We start from the raw sequence: 19,753 nt of genomic DNA, 5'->3' as shown, positions 1-19,753 counted from the left end.
GTGGGGTCTCCCCATGCGAGAGTAGGGAACTGCCAGGCATCAAATTGCGATAACCCTCAGCGAAAGCTGAGGGTTTTTTGCGTTCAGGACTCCGTGTTTTCCTCACTTTTTAGCCAGTCGATGACAAAATCTGCTATTAGTTGCGGCTGATTCAGGTCGAGACAAGGCACTCCCACCGTTAATGGTCGGTCACTGGCTACCGCAATCACCTCTTTATCAAGTAACTCACAGAGATTGCCACCGGTCGCTTCGCGCCACAGAATAATTTTTGGCACGCATTCGTTTTTGAAACCTTCAATCAGAATGACATCCAGTGAGGATGCATCCAGCCGGCTGGCGAGATAAAAAAGATCAGGATTAACATCGTTATCCGGCGTCTCGGTCATTAATGCCCAGCGCTGTTGACTGGCGACCAGCACCTGATCCGCACCGGCTTTACGTAACTGATAACTGTCTTTGCCTGGCGTGTCGATATCCATATGATGGTGCGTATGTTTAATCAGACCTGGTCGTATATTTCGCTGTTGCAGTAACGGAATTAACTGTTTAAGTAGCGTAGTTTTACCGGTACCGCTTGGTGCGGCAAAGGCGATAAGTGGGAGCATATGATTAAACCTCGTGCCAGCTAAGCAGATCGTCTGGCGTATTGATATTAATAAAACTTGCGTTATCATCGTCGAAAATAACAGGATTTGAGGTTATCTGTCGCATAAATAGCATCAGCTTGCGATCGCCGCGATTCAGGAAAATTTCCAGTCGATCGGCAATGCGGCGGTTAACCAAAGCCAGGGTCGGATGATCACGCCCCGCGCTTCGTACCCAGACGGCATCTGCAGTTCCCCGGTTTTCCCATAAACCTGCAACCAGAGTGGGTGGTATAAAGGGGGTGTCACATGAAACAAACATTGCCCACTGACTATGAATCGTGCGCAGTGCGGCCAGCATACCTGCCAGAGGGCCAGCAAAATCAGTAACGGTATCACTAATCACTGGAAAACCGCTCTGCTGATAGCGCGTGATGTTACGGTTAGCACTAATGCAAATAGTCGAAACTTGTGGCTGCAAACGCTGTAAGACGTGTTGATAAAGCGGAAGACCGTTGAGCATCATCAGTCCTTTATCTTCGCCACCCATCCGGCTGCCGCGTCCTCCGGCGAGAATGACCCCGGTGACCTCTGCAAATGTCATACTCATTTGCTGCTGCATGGAGATTAACCTCTCTTTTAATGTGGAAATAACCCTGTTAACGTAACGGAATACTCACCGTAAGGGCAAACCGCTATGAAATGTCATCGTCTTAATGAATTGATCGCACTGCTACAGCCTGCCTGGCAAAAGGAGCCCGATCTGAATCTACTGCAATTCTTGCAGAAACTGGCCGATGAGTCAGGTTTCAGTGGGCCAATTGAGCAGCTCACTGACGATATTCTGATTTATCACCTGAAAATGCGGGATGCAGAAAAAAGTGCCCTGATTCCTGGCCTGAAAAAAGATTATGAAGAGGATTTTAAGACCGCCTTACTGCGCGCTCGCGGCGTGATTAAAGATTAAATCTGAACCTTCAGCCAAAGCATATGTCTTTTAATGATATTCTTTCCCGCTTACTTTTAGCGAAATAGCGAATCTGCACCATGAACCAGGCAGCCTTTAACTTTCAGACGCTAAATCCCGATTCGATAGTCGATGCGCTTTGGGATACCGGCTTGCGTGTAGAGTCCGGCCTGACGGCTTTAAACAGCTACGAGAACCGGGTGTATCAGTTCTCAGACGAAGATAAAAAGCGTTATGTGGTGAAGTTCTACCGCCCACAGCGCTGGACGTCGGCTCAAATAGATGAAGAGCATCAGTTTGCTGCCGAGCTGCTGGCTGATGAAGTACCGATTGCTGCGCCGCTAATGTTGCAGGATAAGGTGCTGCATCAGCATGAAGGCTTTTACTTTGCGGTATTCCCGAGTCTGGGTGGCCGCCAGTACGAGACGGATAACTACGATCATATGGAGTGGGTGGGACGGTTTCTCGGTCGTATCCATCAGACCGGCAAAAAACACCGGTTTACCGAGCGCCCGACCCTTAGTCTGCAGGAATATATCGTTGAGCCACGGCAGGTACTGGAAAATACCAGTCTGATCCCGGCGAAGCTAAAGATCAGATTGTTGCAAAGCCTTGATCGACTGAGCAATACGCTGCAAGGCTGCTGGCATAACGACTGGGCCTCTCTGCGCCTGCATGGCGATTGTCATCCCGGTAATATACTGTGGCGTGACGGTCCACTGTTCGTCGATCTTGATGATGCGCGGAATGGTCCGGCGGTACAGGATTTATGGATGCTGGTAAACGGCGATCGTCAGGAACAGCGCATTCAGTGGGACATTTTGCTGGAGGCGTACAGTGAGTTCAGCGACTTTGATGCACACGAATTGTCACTGATTGAACCTTTACGCGCTATGCGGATGGTTTATTATCTGGCATGGATTGTTCGCCGCTGGCAAGATCCTGCTTTTCCGAGAAGTTTTCCGTGGATGACGGATGAAGATTTCTGGCACAGACAGATATCGATTTTTGATGAGCAGGACAAGCTGTTGCAGGAGCCACCGCTGCAGTTAATGCCTGCGTTTTGACGTTATATTCAGGAGAAATGTTTAAGATGAAAAAGATTTGGTTTGCGCTCGTCGGCCTGGTTCTGGCATTCAGCGCTTCCGCAGCGCAATTTACCGATGGTCAGCAGTATGTCACTCTCGATAAGCCGGTTACCGGTGAGCCTCAGGTTCTCGAGTTTTTCTCATTCTTCTGTCCGCATTGTTATCAGTTCGAACGTGTTTATCACGTTAGCGAAACGGTTAAGAAAAACCTGCCTGAAAACGTTAAAGTCACCAAATATCACGTCGAATTCTTAGGCGGTGAGATGGGTAAAACGGTCACTCAGGCATGGGCAGTGGCGATGGCGCTGGGCGTTGAAGATAAAGTCACCGCACCAATTTTTGAAGGTATTCAGAAAACGCAGACCATCACTAATCCGGCCAGCCTGAAAGACGTTTTTGTTAAAGCTGCTGATATCAAGCCAGAAGAGTACGATGCTGCATGGAACAGCTTTGTGGTGAAATCCCTGGTTGCACAACAGGAAAAAGCCGCTGCTGATGTTGATTTGCGTGGTGTTCCGGCAATGTTTGTTAACGGCAAATATATGGTTAATAACGGCGGTCTGGATACCAGCTCTATGGATAACTTCGTACAGCAATATGCCAACGTGGTTAAATTCCTTATCAACAAAAAGTAAGTAATGCTTATAGTAAACGCCGGTTTTCCGGCGTTTTTTGTTTCCCCGCCGCTATTCTTCACTTATATCTCTCCTTTTTCCCACGAAGAAAAAATACCGTCATACGTCCCACTGTCTGACCACAGAACAGGTATTAATGACGGAGCGGAAATATTTGTATCCACACTAAATATTTTTCTGATATTTAAACAAATCATCCACAATAAATTTATAACTAACTGAAAACAAATAATTTTATTCTGTATTGGATTGTCGTTTATTGTAAATAACAATAAGTTAGCAAACTTACGCACAAACTTATCCACAGTTTATTTGCTGGAAGCTGGCACGCAATTCAGAAAACTTTACTGCTTTATTGCCCGAGTTATTTCAACTTTATGCCTGAGCTGTGGCATCCTTAAGCTCATTCAAATGGCTAACAAAGAATGTGACAACCTATGGCACAAATTGCAGAAAATCCGCTGATTCTGGTAGATGGTTCCTCTTATCTCTATCGCGCTTATCACGCCTTCCCACCGCTCACCAATAGTGTGGGTGAACCGACCGGTGCGATGTATGGCGTACTCAATATGCTGCGCAGCCTGCTGCTGCAATATAAGCCGAGCCATGTTGCGGTCGTTTTCGATGCCAAAGGTAAAACCTTCCGTGACGAGTTATTTGAGGACTACAAATCTCATCGTCCGCCGATGCCGGACGATCTGCGTGCGCAGATTGAGCCGCTGCATCAGATGGTGAAAGCCATGGGCTTGCCGTTGCTGGCAGTGAGTGGTGTTGAGGCTGATGACGTGATTGGTACTCTGGCACTACAGGCAGAAAAACTGGGTCGTCCGGTGCTGATCAGCACCGGTGATAAAGATATGGCCCAGCTGGTTACGCCAAATGTGACGCTAATTAACACCATGAATAACTCGATCCTTGGCCCGGAAGAGGTCAATGATAAATATGGTATCCCGCCAGAGCTGATTATCGATTTCCTGGCGTTGATGGGCGATTCCTCGGACAACATTCCTGGTGTGCCTGGTGTTGGTGAGAAAACCGCGCAGGCGTTACTACAGGGGTTGGGTGGCATGAAAGCCATCTATGACAATCTGGATAAAGTCGCCGACCTGTCGTTCCGTGGTGCCAAAACCATGTCAGCCAAGCTGGAGCAAAATAAAGAGGTGGCTTTCCTCTCCTATCAGCTGGCAACGATTAAAACCGACGTTGAGCTGGAGGTGACTTGCGACCAGCTGAACGTCAATGAACCGGCAGTGGAAGAACTGCTCGGACTGTTCAGGCATTACGAATTTAAGCGCTGGATTACCGATCTGGAAGAAGGCGTCTGGTTGCAGGGCAAAAAGAACAATCCTGTGGCGCAAAAAACAGTAGTCGAAAAAATTGAACAGCAGGAAGTGGCCAGCGTGCTGTCAGCTGATGGCTATGTCACGATTCTGGATGAAGAAACGTTTGAACAGTGGCTGAAGAAATTGCAGGCCAGCGAAGTCTTTGCCTTCGATCTTGAAACCGATGCGCTGGATACCCTTAGTGCAAATATTATCGGCCTCTCTTTTGCGGTAGCAGCGGGCGATGCGGCTTACCTGCCGGTTGCCCATGATTATCTCGATGCGCCCCCGCAGCTTGACCGCGATGCGGTTCTGGCGCGACTGAAGCCACTGCTGGAAAACCCGAAAGCGCTGAAGGTCGGGCAAAACCTGAAGTTCGATCGCGGTGTGCTGAAGAACTATGATATTGAGCTACAGGGCATTCAGTTCGACACCATGCTTGAGTCTTATATGCTGAACAGCGTGGCCGGTAAGCATGATATGGACACGCTGGCATCACGGTGGCTGAACCATAAAACCGTCACCTTTACTGAAATTGCCGGCAAAGGTAAAAATCAGCTGACCTTCAACCAGATTGCACTGGAGCAGGCGGCGCATTACGCTGCTGAAGATGCGGATGTCACGTTGCAACTGCATCAGAAGATGTGGCCAGAGCTGGAGCAACAGGCCGGGCCGAAAAATGTCTTCGAAACGATCGAAATGCCACTGGTTACGGTGATCTCCCGGGTTGAGCGTAACGGCGTGTTAATCGATCAGGGCATTCTGGCGGCTCACTCGAAAGAGCTGACGACTCGTCTTGCCGAACTGGAGCTGAAAGCGCATGAGCTGGCTGGTGAGCCGTTTAACCTCTCTTCGCCTAAACAGCTGCAAACTATTCTGTTTGAAAAACAGGGCATTAAGCCGACCAAGAAGACGCCGGGAGGCGCGCCGTCGACCAGTGAAGAAGTGCTGGCAGAACTGGCGCTGGACTATCCGTTGCCGAAGGTCATTCTTGAGCACCGTGGTCTGTCGAAGCTGAAATCGACTTACACCGATAAGTTGCCACTGATGATCAACCCGCATAGCGGGCGCGTTCACACTTCCTATCATCAGGCGGTAACGGCAACCGGACGTTTGTCTTCCAGCGATCCGAATCTGCAAAATATTCCGGTACGGAATGAAGAGGGGCGTCGAATCCGTCAGGCATTTATCGCACCGGCAGGCCATCGCATCGTCGCCGCTGACTATTCCCAAATCGAGCTGCGCATCATGGCGCATCTGTCGCAGGATAAAGGGTTGCTGAAAGCCTTTGCCGAAGGCCAGGATATTCACCGTGCCACGGCGGCAGAAGTGTTCAGTACGCCGCTGGACAAAGTGACCAGTGAGCAGCGCCGCAGCGCCAAAGCGATCAACTTTGGTCTGATTTATGGCATGAGCGCGTTTGGTCTGTCGCGGCAGCTTAGTATCGGTGCCGGGGAAGCGAAGAAGTATATGGATCTCTACTTTGAGCGTTATCCGGGCGTGTTGCAGTATATGGAAAGCACCCGTCAGCAGGCTTCAGAACAAGGCTATATCTCGACCCTTGATGGTCGTCGTCTCTACCTGTCGGACATTAAATCCAGCAACGCCATGCGTCGTAAAGCCGCCGAGCGTGCAGCGATTAACGCCCCGATGCAGGGCACTGCCGCTGATATCATTAAGCGTGCCATGATTGCGGTAGACGAGTGGCTGCTGGCGCAAAGCACGCCGGAAGTGAAGATGATTATGCAGGTACACGATGAACTGGTGTTTGAAGTGCAGGAAGATGCGGTTGAGAGCGCCAGCAAGAAGATCCGTGAACTGATGGAAAACAGCATGACGCTGGACGTGCCATTACGTGTAGATGTCGGTGTGGGTGATAACTGGGATCAGGCCCACTAACCCTGCTAATTATGATGACCGGAAAGGGACGGGGATTTATCCCCGGGTTCTGTCGCTGAGTGATAACTAAAACCTTGGGTTAATCGTTTCAGCTTCAGGATTGACAGGGATGTCAGTCTCATAATCCGCTAAGTTTCTATCGCCTAAGCATTTTTTATGTAATTTAGCTACAAAGTTACCGGTTTTTTGTGACCAGTGTTGAGAAATCAATGATGTTTTATGAAAATTAACTACAAAAAACCCTTTTTCGGTCAGAAAAAATCATGTAGAGTTCAAGGCGTAGGGTACAGAGGTAAGATGTTCTATCTTTCAGACCTTTTACTTCACGTAATCGGATTTGGCTGAATATTTAGCCGCCCCAGTCATTTATGACTGGGGCGTTTTTTATTGGACGCGGGTCAGAATTTTGCCGAATTTTTCGCCCATCTGATGGGCTGATGCAGGCATGAGCGGCGAGAACGCCGCCCGTTCGGCAGTTTTATTCTTCCGCGATTTCTTCTTCGGTAGCGGGTGGGATCTCGCTATACCAGGTATCCAGCTTCTGACGTAGTTTATCGACGCCAATCTTTTTCAGCGACGAGAACATCTCAACCTGCACATCGCCCATAAACGCCATCGATGCTTCGCGCACCATATTCAGCTGAGCTTTACGCGCACCTGAGGCGAGTTTATCGGCTTTGGTCAGCAGGATCAGCACCGGAATCGAGCTTTCAACCGCCCACTGCACCATGGACTGATCGAGATCTTTCAGCGGGTGACGGATATCCATCAGCACCACCAGTCCTTTCAGGCACTGCCGCATGCGCAGGTATTCTGCCAGTGAGCGCTGCCATTTCTTCTTCATCTCTTCCGGAACCTGGGCGTAGCCATAACCCGGCAAGTCGACAAGGCGAATACCTTCTTCAACTTCGAACAGGTTAATCAGCTGCGTACGTCCAGGTGTTTTACTGGTACGGGCGAGGCTTTTCTGATTAGTGAGTGTATTCAGCGCGCTGGACTTACCGGCGTTAGAACGGCCAGCAAACGCCACTTCAATGCCGGTATCAGCAGGAAGGTGGCGAATGTCGGGGGCGCTGGTGACAAAATGCGTTACGTGATAATTCCAGCCAGACAAAATAGAAACTCCGAAGGACAAATGTGGCGATGGCGTGATTATACCTGTAAAACGCCCAAAGCGCCCGATAGCTAATTTTGTAAGACATTTGCCATAGTTACTGCCAGTGATTAGCGATTTTTCTAAAATTTTAAAATTATCAAATATAGATAAATCAGATGGTTAACTTTTCATACCTAAACAAAAGTATAACTATTTTTTTACCTGGCTTGTCAGTTTGGCCTTTTAGTCTAAAGTAGTGCACAGAGTCTGGATGACTCACTTCAGGATGAAGCGCTCAGGGAATGTCAGGATGACAAAGAGCGAGGGAAAAAGGAAACAGGTTCAGTGGACCAGAACCCTAACGGAAAGGGAAGCACTCGGGATGAGTGGACGGCACATGGAAAAACCGGGATGTTGATTGCATAAATGGATGTAATGGAAGACTGTCCTTCTACGGAAGGTGCGAAAAAAGGCGACAGGGTGACCTGCCGCCTTTTTTCTTTGTCCGCTTTCTGCTAGATTTCGCCGCAATTCTATACTGAATAGATAATTCCAGAGAGCAGACACTATTATGAAGCAACCTGCACGTGCGCCGCAGGGTAAAACCAAAGCGCCAAAAGACAAACGTAAGTCACGCGAAGATCTCAATCAAAAAGCGCGCGATCGCAAAAACGAGAAAAAACACCGTGGCAATGCTTCCGGCAGCCGCGCCAATCCTGTCGCGGCAGACCAGAACAAAGGCAACGACAGCAAAGCCAAAGACCCGCGTATCGGCAGCAAAAAGCCGATTCCACTGGGCGTTGAAGGCCAGCAGAGCAAACCCGCGAAAGTGAAGAAAGTGGCGGTAGAGAAACAGCCGAAGCTCAGCCCGCAGGAAGAGCTGGCGGCGTTGGAAAACAACGAGCGTCTCGATGCGTTGCTGGATCGTCTGGAAAATGGTGAAGTGTTGTCTGCGGAAGAGCAGGCATGGCTTGATCAAACTCTTGACCGCATCGACGTGCTGATGGAGCAACTGGGCATTGAGCTTGGTGACGACGAAGACGGTGATGAAGCAGAAGAAGATATGTATCGCCTGCTGAAGGGCAATAACTGATCGGCACTTTGCTGACGTCTGCACCGGCATTCCCTCTGCGGAGTGCCGGATCAAGAGGTTTAAGCCAATGCTTTGGCCTGGATCAATTTTCGCCTTTCTTCTTACATGTTATCTGATTTGGTTATTCGTTAAACTACGGCGTCTGACGCGACTGAAATCCCGGTTGCGCCGCGATACCGTCAAACGACAGCTGAGACAGTGTCCTCCCGCGCGACGGTCAACACGACGACGTAACTGGAAGGAGTGATGATGTCCATGCCAACGATTGAATGGGATCTGGCCCTGATTCAGAAATATAACGCATCCGGGCCGCGCTACACCTCTTATCCTACCGCACTTGAGTTTAATCAGAACTATAACGAGGCCTGCTTCCAACAGGCGGCGCAACGTTATCCTGAACGCCCGCTGTCGCTCTATATCCATATTCCTTTCTGCCATCGCCTTTGCTACTTCTGCGGCTGCAATAAAATCGTCACCCGTCAGCAGCATAAAGCCGATCAATACCTTGATGTGCTGGAGCAGGAGATTCGAGCGCGTGCGCCACTGTTCTCCGGCCGCACAGTAGGGCAAATGCACTGGGGCGGCGGTACCCCAACCTTTCTTGATAAACAGCAAATTACCCGGCTGAACAATGTGCTGCGCGCCAGTTTTAACTTCAGCGCCGATGCTGAGCAGTCGATTGAAGTCGATCCGCGTGAAATTGAGCTGGATGTGCTGGACCACCTGTGCGCTGCCGGGTTTAACCGCCTGAGCATGGGCGTGCAGGATTTCAATAAGCAGGTTCAGGAGAAAGTGAACCGCGTACAGGATGAGGCATTTATCTTTTCCCTGATGCAGCGCGCACGCGAACGAGGTTTTACCTCTACCAATATTGATTTGATCTATGGCCTGCCATCGCAAACGCCAGAGAGCTTTGCTTTTACTTTAGAGCGGGTGGTGGAGTTGAATCCGGACCGTCTTAGCGTGTTTAACTATGCGCATCTGCCAGCGCTGTTTGCCGCGCAGCGTAAAATCAAACAACAGGATCTGCCAGATGCGCGGCAAAAGCTGGAGATTCTGCAACAAACCATCCATACCCTGACAGGCGCGGGCTATCAGTTTATTGGTATGGACCATTTTGCGCGGCCGGGGGATGAACTGGCGATTGCCCAGCGAGCTGGCAAACTGCACCGCAATTTCCAGGGTTATACCACTCAGGGCGACAGTGATTTGCTGGGAATGGGCGTTTCGGCGATCAGTATGATCGGCGACAGTTATGCGCAGAATCAGAAAGTGATGAAGGATTACACCGACAGCGTCACCCGGCAGGGGCATGCGCTGTGGCGCGGTCTGACTTTAAGCGCGGACGACTGCCTGCGCCGTGAGGTGATCAAAACGCTGATCTGTCATTTTGCTCTCGATTTCAGACAGATTGAACAGGCGTGGAACATCGATTTTGCGCACTATTTTGCGCAGGATTTGGCGTTGCTTCAGCCGCTGATAAGCGACGGGCTGGTGGAGCGCCATCAGAAGGGCCTTCAGGTCACCGCTAAGGGACGATTGCTGATCAGGAATATCTGTATGTGTTTTGACAGCTACCTGCGCCAGAAGGCGCATATGCAGCAATTTTCACGGGTGATATAAATTAAAGGGCGGCGAAGCCGCCGCCTGTGCCGTGTTATTCCATTCCCAGCTCTTTCAACTTGCGTGTCAGGGTATTCCGGCCCCAGCCGAGCAGTCGTGCCGCTTCCTGCTTATGCCCTTGCGTATGACGCAGGGCAGTAGTCAGCAGCGTTCTTTCCATCTCCGGCTGCGCTTCTGATAACAGATTTTGATGACCGGAACGTAAGGCACGATCGGCCCACTGTGCTAACAGCGTTGCCCAGCTGTCCGGTAGCGACTGCACCGGACTATCCGGCGTCGCGGTTTCGAACAGCTCCGGCGGCAGATCCTGAATTAACACTTCCTGGCCTGCGGCCATCACCGTTAACCAGCGACAGGTGTTTTCCAGCTGACGCACGTTACCTGACCAGTGCAGACGGGTTAATGCCGTTTCGGTTTCCGGGTGCAGAATTTTCGCCTCAACCCCTAACTCACGCGCCGCAACTTGCAGAAAGTAGCGTGCCAGACGCGGAATATCTTCACGACGTTCACGCAATGGCGGCAGATGGACGCGGATAACATTCAGGCGGTGGAACAAATCCTCACGGAATTTACCTTCCTGCACGCGCAGTTCAAGGTTCTGATGGGTGGCGGCGATGATGCGCACATCCACTTTGACCGGTGCATAACCGCCGACACGATAGAACTGCCCATCGGCCAGCACGCGCAGCAGGCGGGTTTGCACGTCGAGCGGCATATCACCAATTTCATCCAGAAACAGTGTGCCGCCATCAGCCTGTTCAAAGCGGCCCTGACGAATCTGATTCGCGCCGGTAAAAGCCCCTTTCTCATGGCCAAACAGCTCTGACTCAATCAAATCCTTGGGGATTGCCGCCATATTCAGCGCAATAAACGGTGACTTGGCGCGCGGGCTGTGGCGATGCAGCGCATGGGCGACCAGCTCTTTACCGGTACCCGATTCGCCATTAATCAGTACGCTAATCGATGAGCGCGACAGGCGGCCAATAATCCGAAACACATCCTGCATCGCCGGCGCTTCACCGATGATATCGGTCGTCGGGCCATTCACCGGCTGATTACGCGGTTGCTGCTGTTCCTGATAGTGGCTGATGGCGCGTTCAACCAGTGCGACCGCTTCATCGATATCAAACGGTTTCGGCAGATAGTCAAATGCACCCTGTTGATAGGCGCTGACGGCGGCATCCAGATCGGAGTGTGCGGTCATTATGATGACCGGAAGCATTGGATGGCGCTGTTTAATCTGTTTAAGTAACGCCAGACCATCCATGCCCGGCATGCGAATATCTGATAATAAAACGTCCGGGGTTTTAGTTGCCAGCGCATCCAGCACCTCGTTGCCGCTTTCAAAGGTCGCGCAGCTTAAACCGGCTCCAGTGAGCGCACGTTCAAGCACCCAGCGGATGGAGCTATCGTCATCGACGATCCAGACTATCCCTCGTTGCATAGAAACCTCACTGGCGAATAGGCAGATATACCGAAAATTCGGTGTGACCAGGCCAACTGTTAAATTCGATTTTTCCTGAGTGCTGATCGATCAGGCTACGGGCAATGGAGAGTCCCAAACCGGTACCGCCCTCGCGCCCGCTGACCATCGGATAGAACAGCGTATCCTGTAGTTGTGCCGGAATGCCGGGGCCGTCATCTTCAATATCGATGCGTGCCACCAGGCGATAACGTACGCCATGCAGTGTCAGCTGAAAGGCTGTGCGCGTACGTAAAGTAATGGTTCCACCTGCCTCACCCAATGCCTGTAGCGCGTTGCGTACGACATTCAGCAGTACCTGCTCAAGCTGATCGGGGTCATGCGGTAATTCAGGTAAACTTGGGTCGTAATCACGCACCAGCGTCACGTTGTCCGGCAATTCCATCGACACCAGGTTCACCACGCGTTCGGAAACCTGATGAATGCTTTGCGTCACGTGCATACCGGGCTGCTGCGGCCCTAACAGGCGATCAACTAAATTGCGCAAGCGGTCAGCCTGCTCGATGATCACTTTGGTGTATTCGGTTAATGCCGGGTCGGGCAGGGCTTTCGCCAGTAGCTGCGCCGCACCGCGTAATCCACCCAGTGGATTTTTTATCTCATGTGCCAGGCCGCGCACTAAATCACGTGCGGCAACTTGCTGAGCGTGTTGAATCTGTTCCTGACTGAGGCGGCGCTGATTATCCATCGGAGCCATCTCCAGCAGGATTAACCCTTCTGGCAGACGTTGTGCCGTCAGCGACATAATATGCGCGCGACTGTCCACCACCAGCGTCACTTCGCTGTCGGTAAACCCCTGACCTGCATCAAGACTTTCCCGCATCACGTCGATATTCAGCGAGAAATAGCCCATTAAGTCCGGCAACGGTGTGCCAAATAACTTGCGTGAGCTTTGCGCCAGTAGTTGCTGTGCGGCCGGATTGGCGTAGTGCACCACCAGTTGGTCGTCGACCAGCAAAATACTGTTAATCAGAGAGTTGAGAATCTGCCCAGCATCGGGCAGCGTGCCAGTTGCCATACAGCGTTCCCCTGCACTTTTTTAGTGCATTATAGTTTCGGAACCGGTTACGCGTGAGTCCGCACGGTGAATCAGTGGAGAAAAAAGCCCATCCGAAGATGGGCTGAAAGTTTCCACGGCAACAAAAAACGTCAAACTTATTAAACGCTGTAGTACAGCTCGAACTCTACCGGGTGCGGAGTCATGCGAACGCGGTCCATTTCGGACTTACGCAGTTCGATGTAAGCATCGATAGTGTCGTCGGTGAACACGCCGCCACGAGTCAGGAACTCACGGTCTTCGTTCAGGGCATTCAGCGCTTCTTCCAGAGAGCCTGCTACTTTTGGAATCTCAGCTTCTTCTTCCGGTGGCAGGTCATACAGGTTCTTATCCATCGCATCGCCAGGATGGATTTTGTTGATGATGCCATCAAGGCCAGCCATCAGCAGTGCAGAGAACGCCAGGTATGGGTTAGCCGCTGGGTCCGGGAAGCGTGCTTCGATACGGCGTGCTTTAGGGCTGGCAACAACCGGGATACGGATTGAAGCAGAGCGGTTACGCGCAGAGTAAGCCAGCATAACTGGAGCTTCATAACCCGGGACCAGACGCTTGTAAGAGTTGGTGGTTGGGTTCGCCAGGGCGTTGATCGCTTTAGCGTGTTTGATTACACCGCCGATGTAGTACAGGGCGATGTCAGACAGGCCGCCGTATTTGTCGCCAGCGAACAGGTTGGTGCCGCCTTTAGACAGAGACATATGGCAGTGCATACCTGAACCGTTATCACCGAACATTGGTTTCGGCATAAAGGTCGCCGTTTTGCCCCATGCGTGAGCAATGTTGTGCACGACATATTTGTAGATCTGAATTTCGTCAGCTTTTTTGGTCATAGTGTTGAAGCGGGTCGCCACTTCGTTCTGACCCGCGGTCGCCACTTCGTGGTGATGAGCTTCAACAACCAGACCCATTTGCTCCATGGTCAGACACATGGCAGAACGGATGTCCTGTGCTGAGTCGACGGGTGGCACCGGGAAGTAACCGCCTTTCAAACCTGGACGGTGGCCTTTGTTGCCGCCTTCGTATTCTTTACCGGTGTTCCATGCTGCTTCGATATCGTCGATAGCCACGTGTGAGCCGGAAGTGCTGCTGCCGAAACGAATATCGTCAAACAGGAAGAATTCGGGTTCTGGTCCAAACAGCACGGTGTCCGCGATGCCGGAAGAGCGCAGGAAATCTTCTGCACGCTTAGCGATAGAACGTGGGTCACGGTCATAGCCCTGCATGGTGCCTGGCTCAAGGATGTCACAACGGATGATAAGAGTAGGATCTGCGAAGAATGGGTCGAGAACAGCAGTGCTGACATCTGGCATCAGAACCATATCGGATTCATTGATACCTTTCCATCCGCCGATGGAGGAACCATCGAACATTTTGCCTTCTTCGAAGAAGTCAGCATTTACCTGGTGAGCAGGGATAGTGATGTGTTGTTCTTTACCTTTGGTATCGGTAAAACGCAGATCAACAAATTTCACTTCATGCTCGTTAATCATCGACAGAACGTGTTCAGCGGACATACTTAACTCTCCTGGAATTTTCATTGTTGTCGTGGTTCGAGAACTTTATCGTTCGGTACGCGTAAATTGTCGCGTACATCTGATAATAAAGATCTCAGACAAGCTATCAACCGTTGTGGAAACTGCCGTTTTCGCTTAGACAGACTAAAGCGAAATCTATGCCAACTTTTTTATTTGGGTAAAAAGGCGCTATTATGCGCCCTCTCGTGAGACGAGAGATGCACCATGATGGATGTCGCGCACCATTTTGGTGCTTTTGAATGATTAATGGGCACTATTTTGGTGCAAATTCTCGATGGAGTGCGATCTTTGCACTGTAAATGGCTGTAAAAGCAATCCTGACAGTAATCTTTATATGAAATTTGTGATCCTGTTCAGTCCTTCGATTAATCCGTGTACAATAGCGCGCTATTTCTAATGCCTGAGGCAAAGCTGTGATCGAAAATTTGCGTAACATCGCCATTATTGCCCACGTTGACCATGGTAAAACTACCCTGGTTGATAAGTTGCTGCAGCAGTCCGGGACCTTTGATGCCCGCACCGAAGCAACCGAACGCGTAATGGACTCCAACGATTTGGAGAAAGAGCGTGGGATTACCATCCTCGCCAAAAACACCGCCATTAACTGGAAAGACTACCGCATCAACATCGTGGATACCCCAGGACACGCCGATTTCGGCGGCGAGGTTGAGCGCGTAATGTCAATGGTTGACTCAGTTCTGCTGGTTGTCGACGCAATGGATGGCCCGATGCCGCAAACTCGTTTCGTGACCAAGAAAGCTTTTGCTAATGGTCTGAAGCCGATTGTTGTGATCAACAAAGTTGACCGTCCGGGCGCACGTCCAGATTGGGTTGTCGACCAGGTATTTGACCTGTTCGTTAACCTCGACGCAACCGACGAGCAGCTGGATTTCCCAATTATTTATGCCTCTGCACTGAACGGTATCGCTGGTGTTGACCATACCGATATGGCTGATGATATGACTCCGCTGTATCAGGCAATCGTCGACCACGTTTCTCCTCCACAGGTAGAAATGGAAGCGCCATTCCAGATGCAGATCTCTCAGCTGGATTACAACAACTACGTTGGCGTTATCGGCATTGGCCGTATCAAACGCGGTGTGGTTAAGCCTAACCAGCAAGTGACTATCATTGATAGCGAAGGCAAAACCCGTAACGGTAAAGTCGGTAAAGTTCTGACCCACATGGGTCTGGAGCGTATCGAAGCGACCATTGCTGAAGCTGGCGATATCATTGCTATCACCGGTCTGGGCGAGCTGAACATCTCTGACACCATCTGCGACCCGCAGAACGTGGAAGCGCTGCCAGCCCTGAGCGTTGATGAACCCACTGTAACCATGTTCTTCAACGTCAACACCTCGCCATTCTGTGGTAAAGAAGGTAAGTATGTGACTTCACGTCAGATCCTTGACCGTCTGAACAAAGAGCTGGTGCACAACGTGGCACTGCGCGTTGACGAAACTGAAGATGCGGATGCATTCCGTGTTTCTGGTCGTGGTGAGCTGCACCTGTCCGTACTGATCGAAAACATGCGTCGTGAAGGCTTCGAGCTGGCAGTATCGCGCCCGAAAGTTATCAACCGCATCATCGACGGTCGCAACCAGGAGCCGTTCGAGAACGTGACGCTGGACATCGAAGAGCAGCACCAGGGTGCTGTGATGCAGGCGATGGGTGAGCGTAAAGGTGACGTTAAAGACATGGTGCCAGATGGCAAAGGTCGTATTCGTCTCGATTACCTGATCCCGGCACGTGGCCTGATCGGCTTCCGTACCGAATTCATGACCATGACTTCCGGTACCGGTCTGCTGTACTCCACTTTCAGCCACTACGACGACGTGCGTCCGGGCGAAATCGGCCAGCGTCAGAACGGCGTGCTGATCTCTAACGGCCAGGGTAAAGCCGTTGCGTTTGCACTGTTCAGCCTGCAGGACCGCGGTAAGCTGTTCCTGGGTCACGGTGCAGAAGTTTATGAAGGCCAGATCATCGGTATTCACAGTCGTTCTAACGACCTGACTGTTAACTGTCTGACCGGTAAGAAACTGACCAACATGCGTGCTTCTGGTACTGATGAAGCCACCACCCTGGTTCCACCAGTGAAAATGTCACTGGAGCAGGCGCTGGAGTTTATCGATGACGACGAACTGGTAGAAGTTACTCCTACCTCCGTACGTATCCGTAAACGTCACCTGACTGAGAATGACCGTAAACGTGCTTCCCGCGGAAGCAAAGACGTTTAATTCTCGCTTAGCGTGAACAATAAATGGCTCCGGTATCGGGGCCATTTTTTTATCTGCTTACCTCACCCCACTGATATCAGGCCACTGCACCCGCAAATTTTTGCAGCCGATTCCGTTTTCACATTTCCTGTCTCATGCTGGCTGTTCAGTCTCGATTTTTACCGCTAGAGTGAATAGCTCACCGGAACAAAAGGAGATGGCCATGCTGTATATCTTTGATTTAGGTAACGTCATTGTTGATATTGATTTCAACCGTGTGCTGGGCGTATGGAGTGACCTGGGGCGCGTTCCGCTGGCAACATTGCAGAGTCGCTTCCGTATGGGGGAAAGCGTTGAACAGCATGAGCGCGGTGAAATCAGTGATGAGCAGTTCGCAGCAGCTGTTTGTGATGAGCTGGATATTGCGCTGAGCTTTGAACAGTTTGCGGCTGGCTGGCAGGCGGTATTTGTCAGTGTGCGCCCTGAGGTGCTGACGCTGATGCATCAACTGCGTGAGCAGGGCCATCGGGTGGTGATCCTGTCGAACACTAACCGCTTACACTGTCGCTACTGGCTCGCGCAGTATCCGCAGGTGCAGCAGGCTGCCGATCGCCTCTATCTGTCGCAAGAGATGGGCGTGCGTAAGCCGGAGGCGGTTATTTATCAGCAGTTACTGCAACAGGAAGGTATTCCCGCCGATCAGGCGATATTCTTCGATGATAACCTGCCAAATATTGAAGCGGCGCGCGCGCTGGGGATAACCAGCATCCATGTCACGGATGCGAGCGTGATCCCGGCTTACTTTGCTGAGCAGCGCTGAGGTCGGTTGTAATGAAACGAACGCGTTATACCGCACGGGTAATGGCTGCCTGGCTGAAGCTATTGTGGCGGCGCATTGAGCACGACGGCATGACGACCCATGCCGGTAATCTTGCCTATGTCTCTCTGCTGGCGCTGGTGCCGCTGATTGCGGTGGTGTTTGCGCTTTTCGCTGCCTTTCCGGTGTTCTCAGATATCAGCATTCAGTTAAAGAATTTTATCTTCTCCAACTTTGTGCCGGCGGCGGGAAATACCATTCAGCGCTACCTTGAGCAGTTTGTTGCCAACGTCAATAAAATGACGGCGATTGGTGCGGTAGGGCTGATTGTTACCGCGCTGCTGTTAATGTATTCGGTCGACACCGCGCTCAACGCCATCTGGCGCAGCAGCAAAAAACGTTCGCTGGTGTACTCTTTTGCCGTGTACTGGATGATTCTGACGCTTGGGCCGCTGCTGGCGGGAGCCAGCCTGGCGATCAGCTCATATCTGCTATCGATGCGCTGGGTAGAGGTCACGGGCGTCACCACGCTGGTGGATCAACTGCTGCGTATTTTTCCGTTATTGCTGTCGTGGCTGGCATTCTGGCTGTTGTACAGCACGGTGCCAACCACCAGAGTGCCGCCGCGTGATGCGCTGATTGGCGCGCTGGTCGCCGGGCTACTTTTTGAGCTGGGTAAAAAAGGCTTCGCGCTCTATGTTACGATGTTCCCATCGTACCAATTGATTTACGGTGTGCTGGCAGTGATTCCCATTCTTTTTTTATGGGTTTACTGGACCTGGTGTATCGTACTTTTAGGGGCAGAGATTACTGTATCGCTGGACGACTATCGCCAGCTGCGACAAAAAGAACGAGAACAGGCAAACGAGGAACCATGATTGCGTTAATACAGCGAGCGTTGAATGCCAGCGTTACGGTGGCGGGAGAGACTCTCGGTGAAATCGGGCCAGGGCTGCTTATTTTGCTGGGTGTGGAAAAAGGCGATACCGAGCAACAAGCCGTGCGACTGTGCGAACGAGTATTAGGCTATCGCATTTTCGGCGATGAAAACGACAAGATGAATCTGAATGTTCAGCAGGCAGGCGGCAGTGTGCTGGTGGTGTCGCAATTCACCCTCGCGGCGGATACCAACAAAGGGATGCGCCCCAGCTTCTCCGGCGGAGCCGATCCCGCGGAGGCTGAAAGGCTGTACAACTATTTCGTCGGATGCTGCCGGGAAAAAGGCATCGCAACGGAGACGGGTCGCTTTGCGGCGGATATGAAAGTCTCGCTGGTGAATGACGGGCCGGTCACCTTTTGGTTACAGGTGTGAGGCACTTAGCCGAGCGGCAAGGGACAGCGGCGAGCTCTGACAGAGAGAATCACTTTATGTATCACCTTCGTGTACCTGAAACAGCAGAAGAGCTGGATATCTATTATCAGTTTCGTTGGGAGATGCTACGCAAGCCACTCCACCAGCCGCAGGGCTCGGAGCGCGATGCCTGGGACGCGATGGCGCATCACCAGATGGTGGTTGATGAGCAGGGAAAACCGGTGGCGATCGGGCGTCTCTATATCAACGGCGATAACGAAGCGGCGATCCGCTTTATGGCGGTGCATCCTGCGGTACAGGGGAAAGGGCTTGGTACGCTGGTGGCCATGACGCTGGAGTCGGTGGCGCGACAGGAAGGCGTCAAGCGCGTGGTATGCAGTGCGCGTGAGGATGCGGTGGAGTTCTTCGCCAAGCTCGGTTACGTCAACCAGGGTGAAATCACCGCGCCACAGACTACGCCGGTGCGTCACTTTCTGATGATCAAACCGGTAGTAACGCTGGATGATATTCTGCATCGCGCCGACTGGTGCGGTCAGTTGCAGCAGGCGTGGTACGAACATATCCCGTTAAGTGAAAAAATGGGTGTGCGGATTACGCAGTACACCGGGCAGAAATTTATCACCACCATGCCGGAGACCGGCAACCAGAATCCACACCATACGCTGTTTGCCGGCAGCCTGTTCTCGCTGGCGACGCTGACCGGATGGGGGCTAATCTGGCTGCTGTTGCGTGAGCGCCATCTGGGGGGAACCATTATCCTTGCCGATGCGCATATTCGTTACAGCCATGCGATTACCGGTAAACCGGGCGCGGTGGCAAACCTTGGTTCCTTGAGTGGCGATCTCGACCGGCTGGCGCGCGGACGCAAAGCGCGTGTACAGCTTGAAGTTGAACTGTTCGGTAACGATCTGCTGGGGGCGGTGTTTGAAGGGGTATTTATCGTGCTGCCCGCCGATCCCGACGGGCCACTGGAAGAGGGTGGATGCGGTTCGTAAGTTTTACCCCGCGGGCGGTCTCTTCACCGCCCGG

General features: G+C 51.7%; 18 protein-coding genes. 12 read left to right on the top strand and 6 right to left on the bottom strand.

What is annotated here, in order from left to right:
- Nucleotides 1-83: 83 nt before the first annotated feature.
- A complete protein-coding gene (gene mobB / locus NG42_RS19295) occupies nt 84-605 on the bottom strand; it encodes a molybdopterin-guanine dinucleotide biosynthesis protein MobB (protein WP_052902259.1) in 522 nt (173 codons plus the stop codon).
- Nucleotides 606-609: 4 nt separating this feature from the next.
- Nucleotides 610-1,206, bottom strand: coding sequence for a molybdenum cofactor guanylyltransferase MobA (mobA, locus tag NG42_RS19290; RefSeq protein ID WP_241488381.1), 597 nt, complete (start codon nt 1,204-1,206; stop codon nt 610-612).
- 75 nt (nt 1,207-1,281) lie between these two features.
- Here mobA and NG42_RS19285 point away from each other — a divergent pair, with 75 nt between their 5' ends.
- From NG42_RS19285 to spfP, 5 genes are all read left to right on the top strand, one after another.
- Nucleotides 1,282-1,551 (top strand): YihD family protein, encoded by a 270-nt coding sequence (locus tag NG42_RS19285; RefSeq protein ID WP_052902257.1) that lies wholly within the window; start codon nt 1,282-1,284, stop codon nt 1,549-1,551.
- A gap of 80 nt (nt 1,552-1,631) precedes the next feature.
- The gene (locus NG42_RS19280; RefSeq protein WP_052902256.1) at nt 1,632-2,618 is read left to right on the top strand and encodes a serine/threonine protein kinase; all 987 of its coding nucleotides are present in this window, start codon (nt 1,632-1,634) and stop codon (nt 2,616-2,618) included.
- Between the two features lie 26 nt (nt 2,619-2,644).
- Nucleotides 2,645-3,274 carry a thiol:disulfide interchange protein DsbA gene (gene dsbA / locus NG42_RS19275; protein WP_052902262.1) on the top strand — a complete coding sequence of 210 codons (630 nt, stop codon included), beginning with the start codon at nt 2,645-2,647 and terminating at the stop codon, nt 3,272-3,274.
- A 437-nt stretch (nt 3,275-3,711) separates the two neighbouring features.
- Nucleotides 3,712-6,495: a DNA polymerase I gene (polA, locus tag NG42_RS19270; protein ID WP_052902254.1), complete on the top strand. Its 2,784-nt coding sequence runs from the start codon at nt 3,712-3,714 to the stop codon at nt 6,493-6,495.
- A gap of 297 nt (nt 6,496-6,792) precedes the next feature.
- A complete protein-coding gene (spfP, locus tag NG42_RS23985; protein WP_071892919.1) occupies nt 6,793-6,840 on the top strand; it encodes a small protein SpfP in 48 nt (15 codons plus the stop codon).
- A gap of 133 nt (nt 6,841-6,973) precedes the next feature.
- On the opposite strand, the gene yihA is transcribed toward spfP, so the two are convergent.
- Nucleotides 6,974-7,609, bottom strand: a complete 636-nt coding sequence (yihA, locus tag NG42_RS19265) for a ribosome biogenesis GTP-binding protein YihA/YsxC (RefSeq protein ID WP_052902252.1) — start codon at nt 7,607-7,609, stop codon at nt 6,974-6,976.
- Nucleotides 7,610-8,162: 553 nt separating this feature from the next.
- Between yihA and yihI the strand changes: the two genes are divergently transcribed.
- Both yihI and hemN read left to right on the top strand, forming a co-directional pair.
- Entirely contained in the window at nt 8,163-8,684 is a 522-nt protein-coding gene (gene yihI, locus NG42_RS19260) for a Der GTPase-activating protein YihI (protein ID WP_052902250.1), read from the top strand.
- A gap of 249 nt (nt 8,685-8,933) precedes the next feature.
- Nucleotides 8,934-10,307, top strand: a complete 1,374-nt coding sequence (gene hemN / locus NG42_RS19255) for an oxygen-independent coproporphyrinogen III oxidase (RefSeq protein ID WP_052902248.1) — start codon at nt 8,934-8,936, stop codon at nt 10,305-10,307.
- 34 nt (nt 10,308-10,341) lie between these two features.
- Here the strand turns inward: hemN and glnG are convergent, their stop codons facing one another.
- The 3 genes from glnG to glnA all read right to left on the bottom strand — a co-directional run bounded on the left by glnG (nt 10,342) and on the right by glnA (nt 14,358).
- Entirely contained in the window at nt 10,342-11,751 is a 1,410-nt protein-coding gene (gene glnG / locus NG42_RS19250; protein ID WP_052902246.1) for a nitrogen regulation protein NR(I), read from the bottom strand.
- A 7-nt stretch (nt 11,752-11,758) separates the two neighbouring features.
- Nucleotides 11,759-12,808 carry a nitrogen regulation protein NR(II) gene (gene glnL, locus NG42_RS19245; RefSeq protein ID WP_052902244.1) on the bottom strand — a complete coding sequence of 350 codons (1,050 nt, stop codon included), beginning with the start codon at nt 12,806-12,808 and terminating at the stop codon, nt 11,759-11,761.
- 140 nt (nt 12,809-12,948) lie between these two features.
- A complete protein-coding gene (glnA, locus tag NG42_RS19240; RefSeq protein ID WP_052902242.1) occupies nt 12,949-14,358 on the bottom strand; it encodes a glutamate--ammonia ligase in 1,410 nt (469 codons plus the stop codon).
- 434 nt (nt 14,359-14,792) lie between these two features.
- Between glnA and typA the strand changes: the two genes are divergently transcribed.
- The 5 genes from typA (at nt 14,793) to fabY (ending at nt 19,719) form a co-directional block, all read left to right on the top strand.
- Nucleotides 14,793-16,616, top strand: a complete 1,824-nt coding sequence (typA, locus tag NG42_RS19235) for a ribosome-dependent GTPase TypA (RefSeq protein WP_052902240.1) — start codon at nt 14,793-14,795, stop codon at nt 16,614-16,616.
- A gap of 202 nt (nt 16,617-16,818) precedes the next feature.
- On the top strand, nt 16,819-17,415 hold the full coding sequence (gene yihX / locus NG42_RS19230) for a glucose-1-phosphatase (protein WP_052902238.1): 597 nt from the start codon (nt 16,819-16,821) through the stop codon (nt 17,413-17,415).
- Nucleotides 17,416-17,426: 11 nt separating this feature from the next.
- Nucleotides 17,427-18,290 carry a virulence factor BrkB family protein gene (locus NG42_RS19225; RefSeq protein ID WP_052902236.1) on the top strand — a complete coding sequence of 288 codons (864 nt, stop codon included), beginning with the start codon at nt 17,427-17,429 and terminating at the stop codon, nt 18,288-18,290.
- Complete coding sequence (gene dtd, locus NG42_RS19220; protein WP_052902234.1) at nt 18,287-18,724, top strand: D-aminoacyl-tRNA deacylase; 438 nt, start codon at nt 18,287-18,289, stop codon at nt 18,722-18,724. Before NG42_RS19225 ends, dtd begins: the two co-directional genes overlap by 4 nt.
- 56 nt (nt 18,725-18,780) lie before the next feature.
- Nucleotides 18,781-19,719, top strand: a complete 939-nt coding sequence (fabY, locus tag NG42_RS19215; protein WP_052902232.1) for a fatty acid biosynthesis protein FabY — start codon at nt 18,781-18,783, stop codon at nt 19,717-19,719.
- Nucleotides 19,720-19,753 lie beyond the last annotated feature (34 nt).

Source organism: Winslowiella iniecta (genome assembly GCF_001267535.1).
GTDB classification, from domain to species: domain Bacteria; phylum Pseudomonadota; class Gammaproteobacteria; order Enterobacterales; family Enterobacteriaceae; genus Erwinia; species Erwinia iniecta.
Note: the sequence above shows the minus strand (reverse complement) of the source record. Positions and strands in the feature narration are given on the sequence as shown.

Coding starts and splice junctions, on each gene's coding strand:
- dsbA (WP_052902262.1), top strand. CDS start 2,645: ATGAAAAAGATTTGGTTTGCGCTCGTCGGCCTGGTTCTGGCATTCAGC.
- glnG (WP_052902246.1), bottom strand. CDS start 11,751: ATGCAACGAGGGATAGTCTGGATCGTCGATGACGATAGCTCCATCCGC.
- fabY (WP_052902232.1), top strand. CDS start 18,781: ATGTATCACCTTCGTGTACCTGAAACAGCAGAAGAGCTGGATATCTAT.
- NG42_RS19285 (WP_052902257.1), top strand. CDS start 1,282: ATGAAATGTCATCGTCTTAATGAATTGATCGCACTGCTACAGCCTGCC.
- NG42_RS19225 (WP_052902236.1), top strand. CDS start 17,427: ATGAAACGAACGCGTTATACCGCACGGGTAATGGCTGCCTGGCTGAAG.
- hemN (WP_052902248.1), top strand. CDS start 8,934: ATGTCCATGCCAACGATTGAATGGGATCTGGCCCTGATTCAGAAATAT.
- dtd (WP_052902234.1), top strand. CDS start 18,287: ATGATTGCGTTAATACAGCGAGCGTTGAATGCCAGCGTTACGGTGGCG.
- glnA (WP_052902242.1), bottom strand. CDS start 14,358: ATGTCCGCTGAACACGTTCTGTCGATGATTAACGAGCATGAAGTGAAA.
- polA (WP_052902254.1), top strand. CDS start 3,712: ATGGCACAAATTGCAGAAAATCCGCTGATTCTGGTAGATGGTTCCTCT.
- glnL (WP_052902244.1), bottom strand. CDS start 12,808: ATGGCAACTGGCACGCTGCCCGATGCTGGGCAGATTCTCAACTCTCTG.
- yihI (WP_052902250.1), top strand. CDS start 8,163: ATGAAGCAACCTGCACGTGCGCCGCAGGGTAAAACCAAAGCGCCAAAA.
- NG42_RS19280 (WP_052902256.1), top strand. CDS start 1,632: ATGAACCAGGCAGCCTTTAACTTTCAGACGCTAAATCCCGATTCGATA.
- mobA (WP_241488381.1), bottom strand. CDS start 1,206: ATGCAGCAGCAAATGAGTATGACATTTGCAGAGGTCACCGGGGTCATT.
- mobB (WP_052902259.1), bottom strand. CDS start 605: ATGCTCCCACTTATCGCCTTTGCCGCACCAAGCGGTACCGGTAAAACT.
- yihX (WP_052902238.1), top strand. CDS start 16,819: ATGCTGTATATCTTTGATTTAGGTAACGTCATTGTTGATATTGATTTC.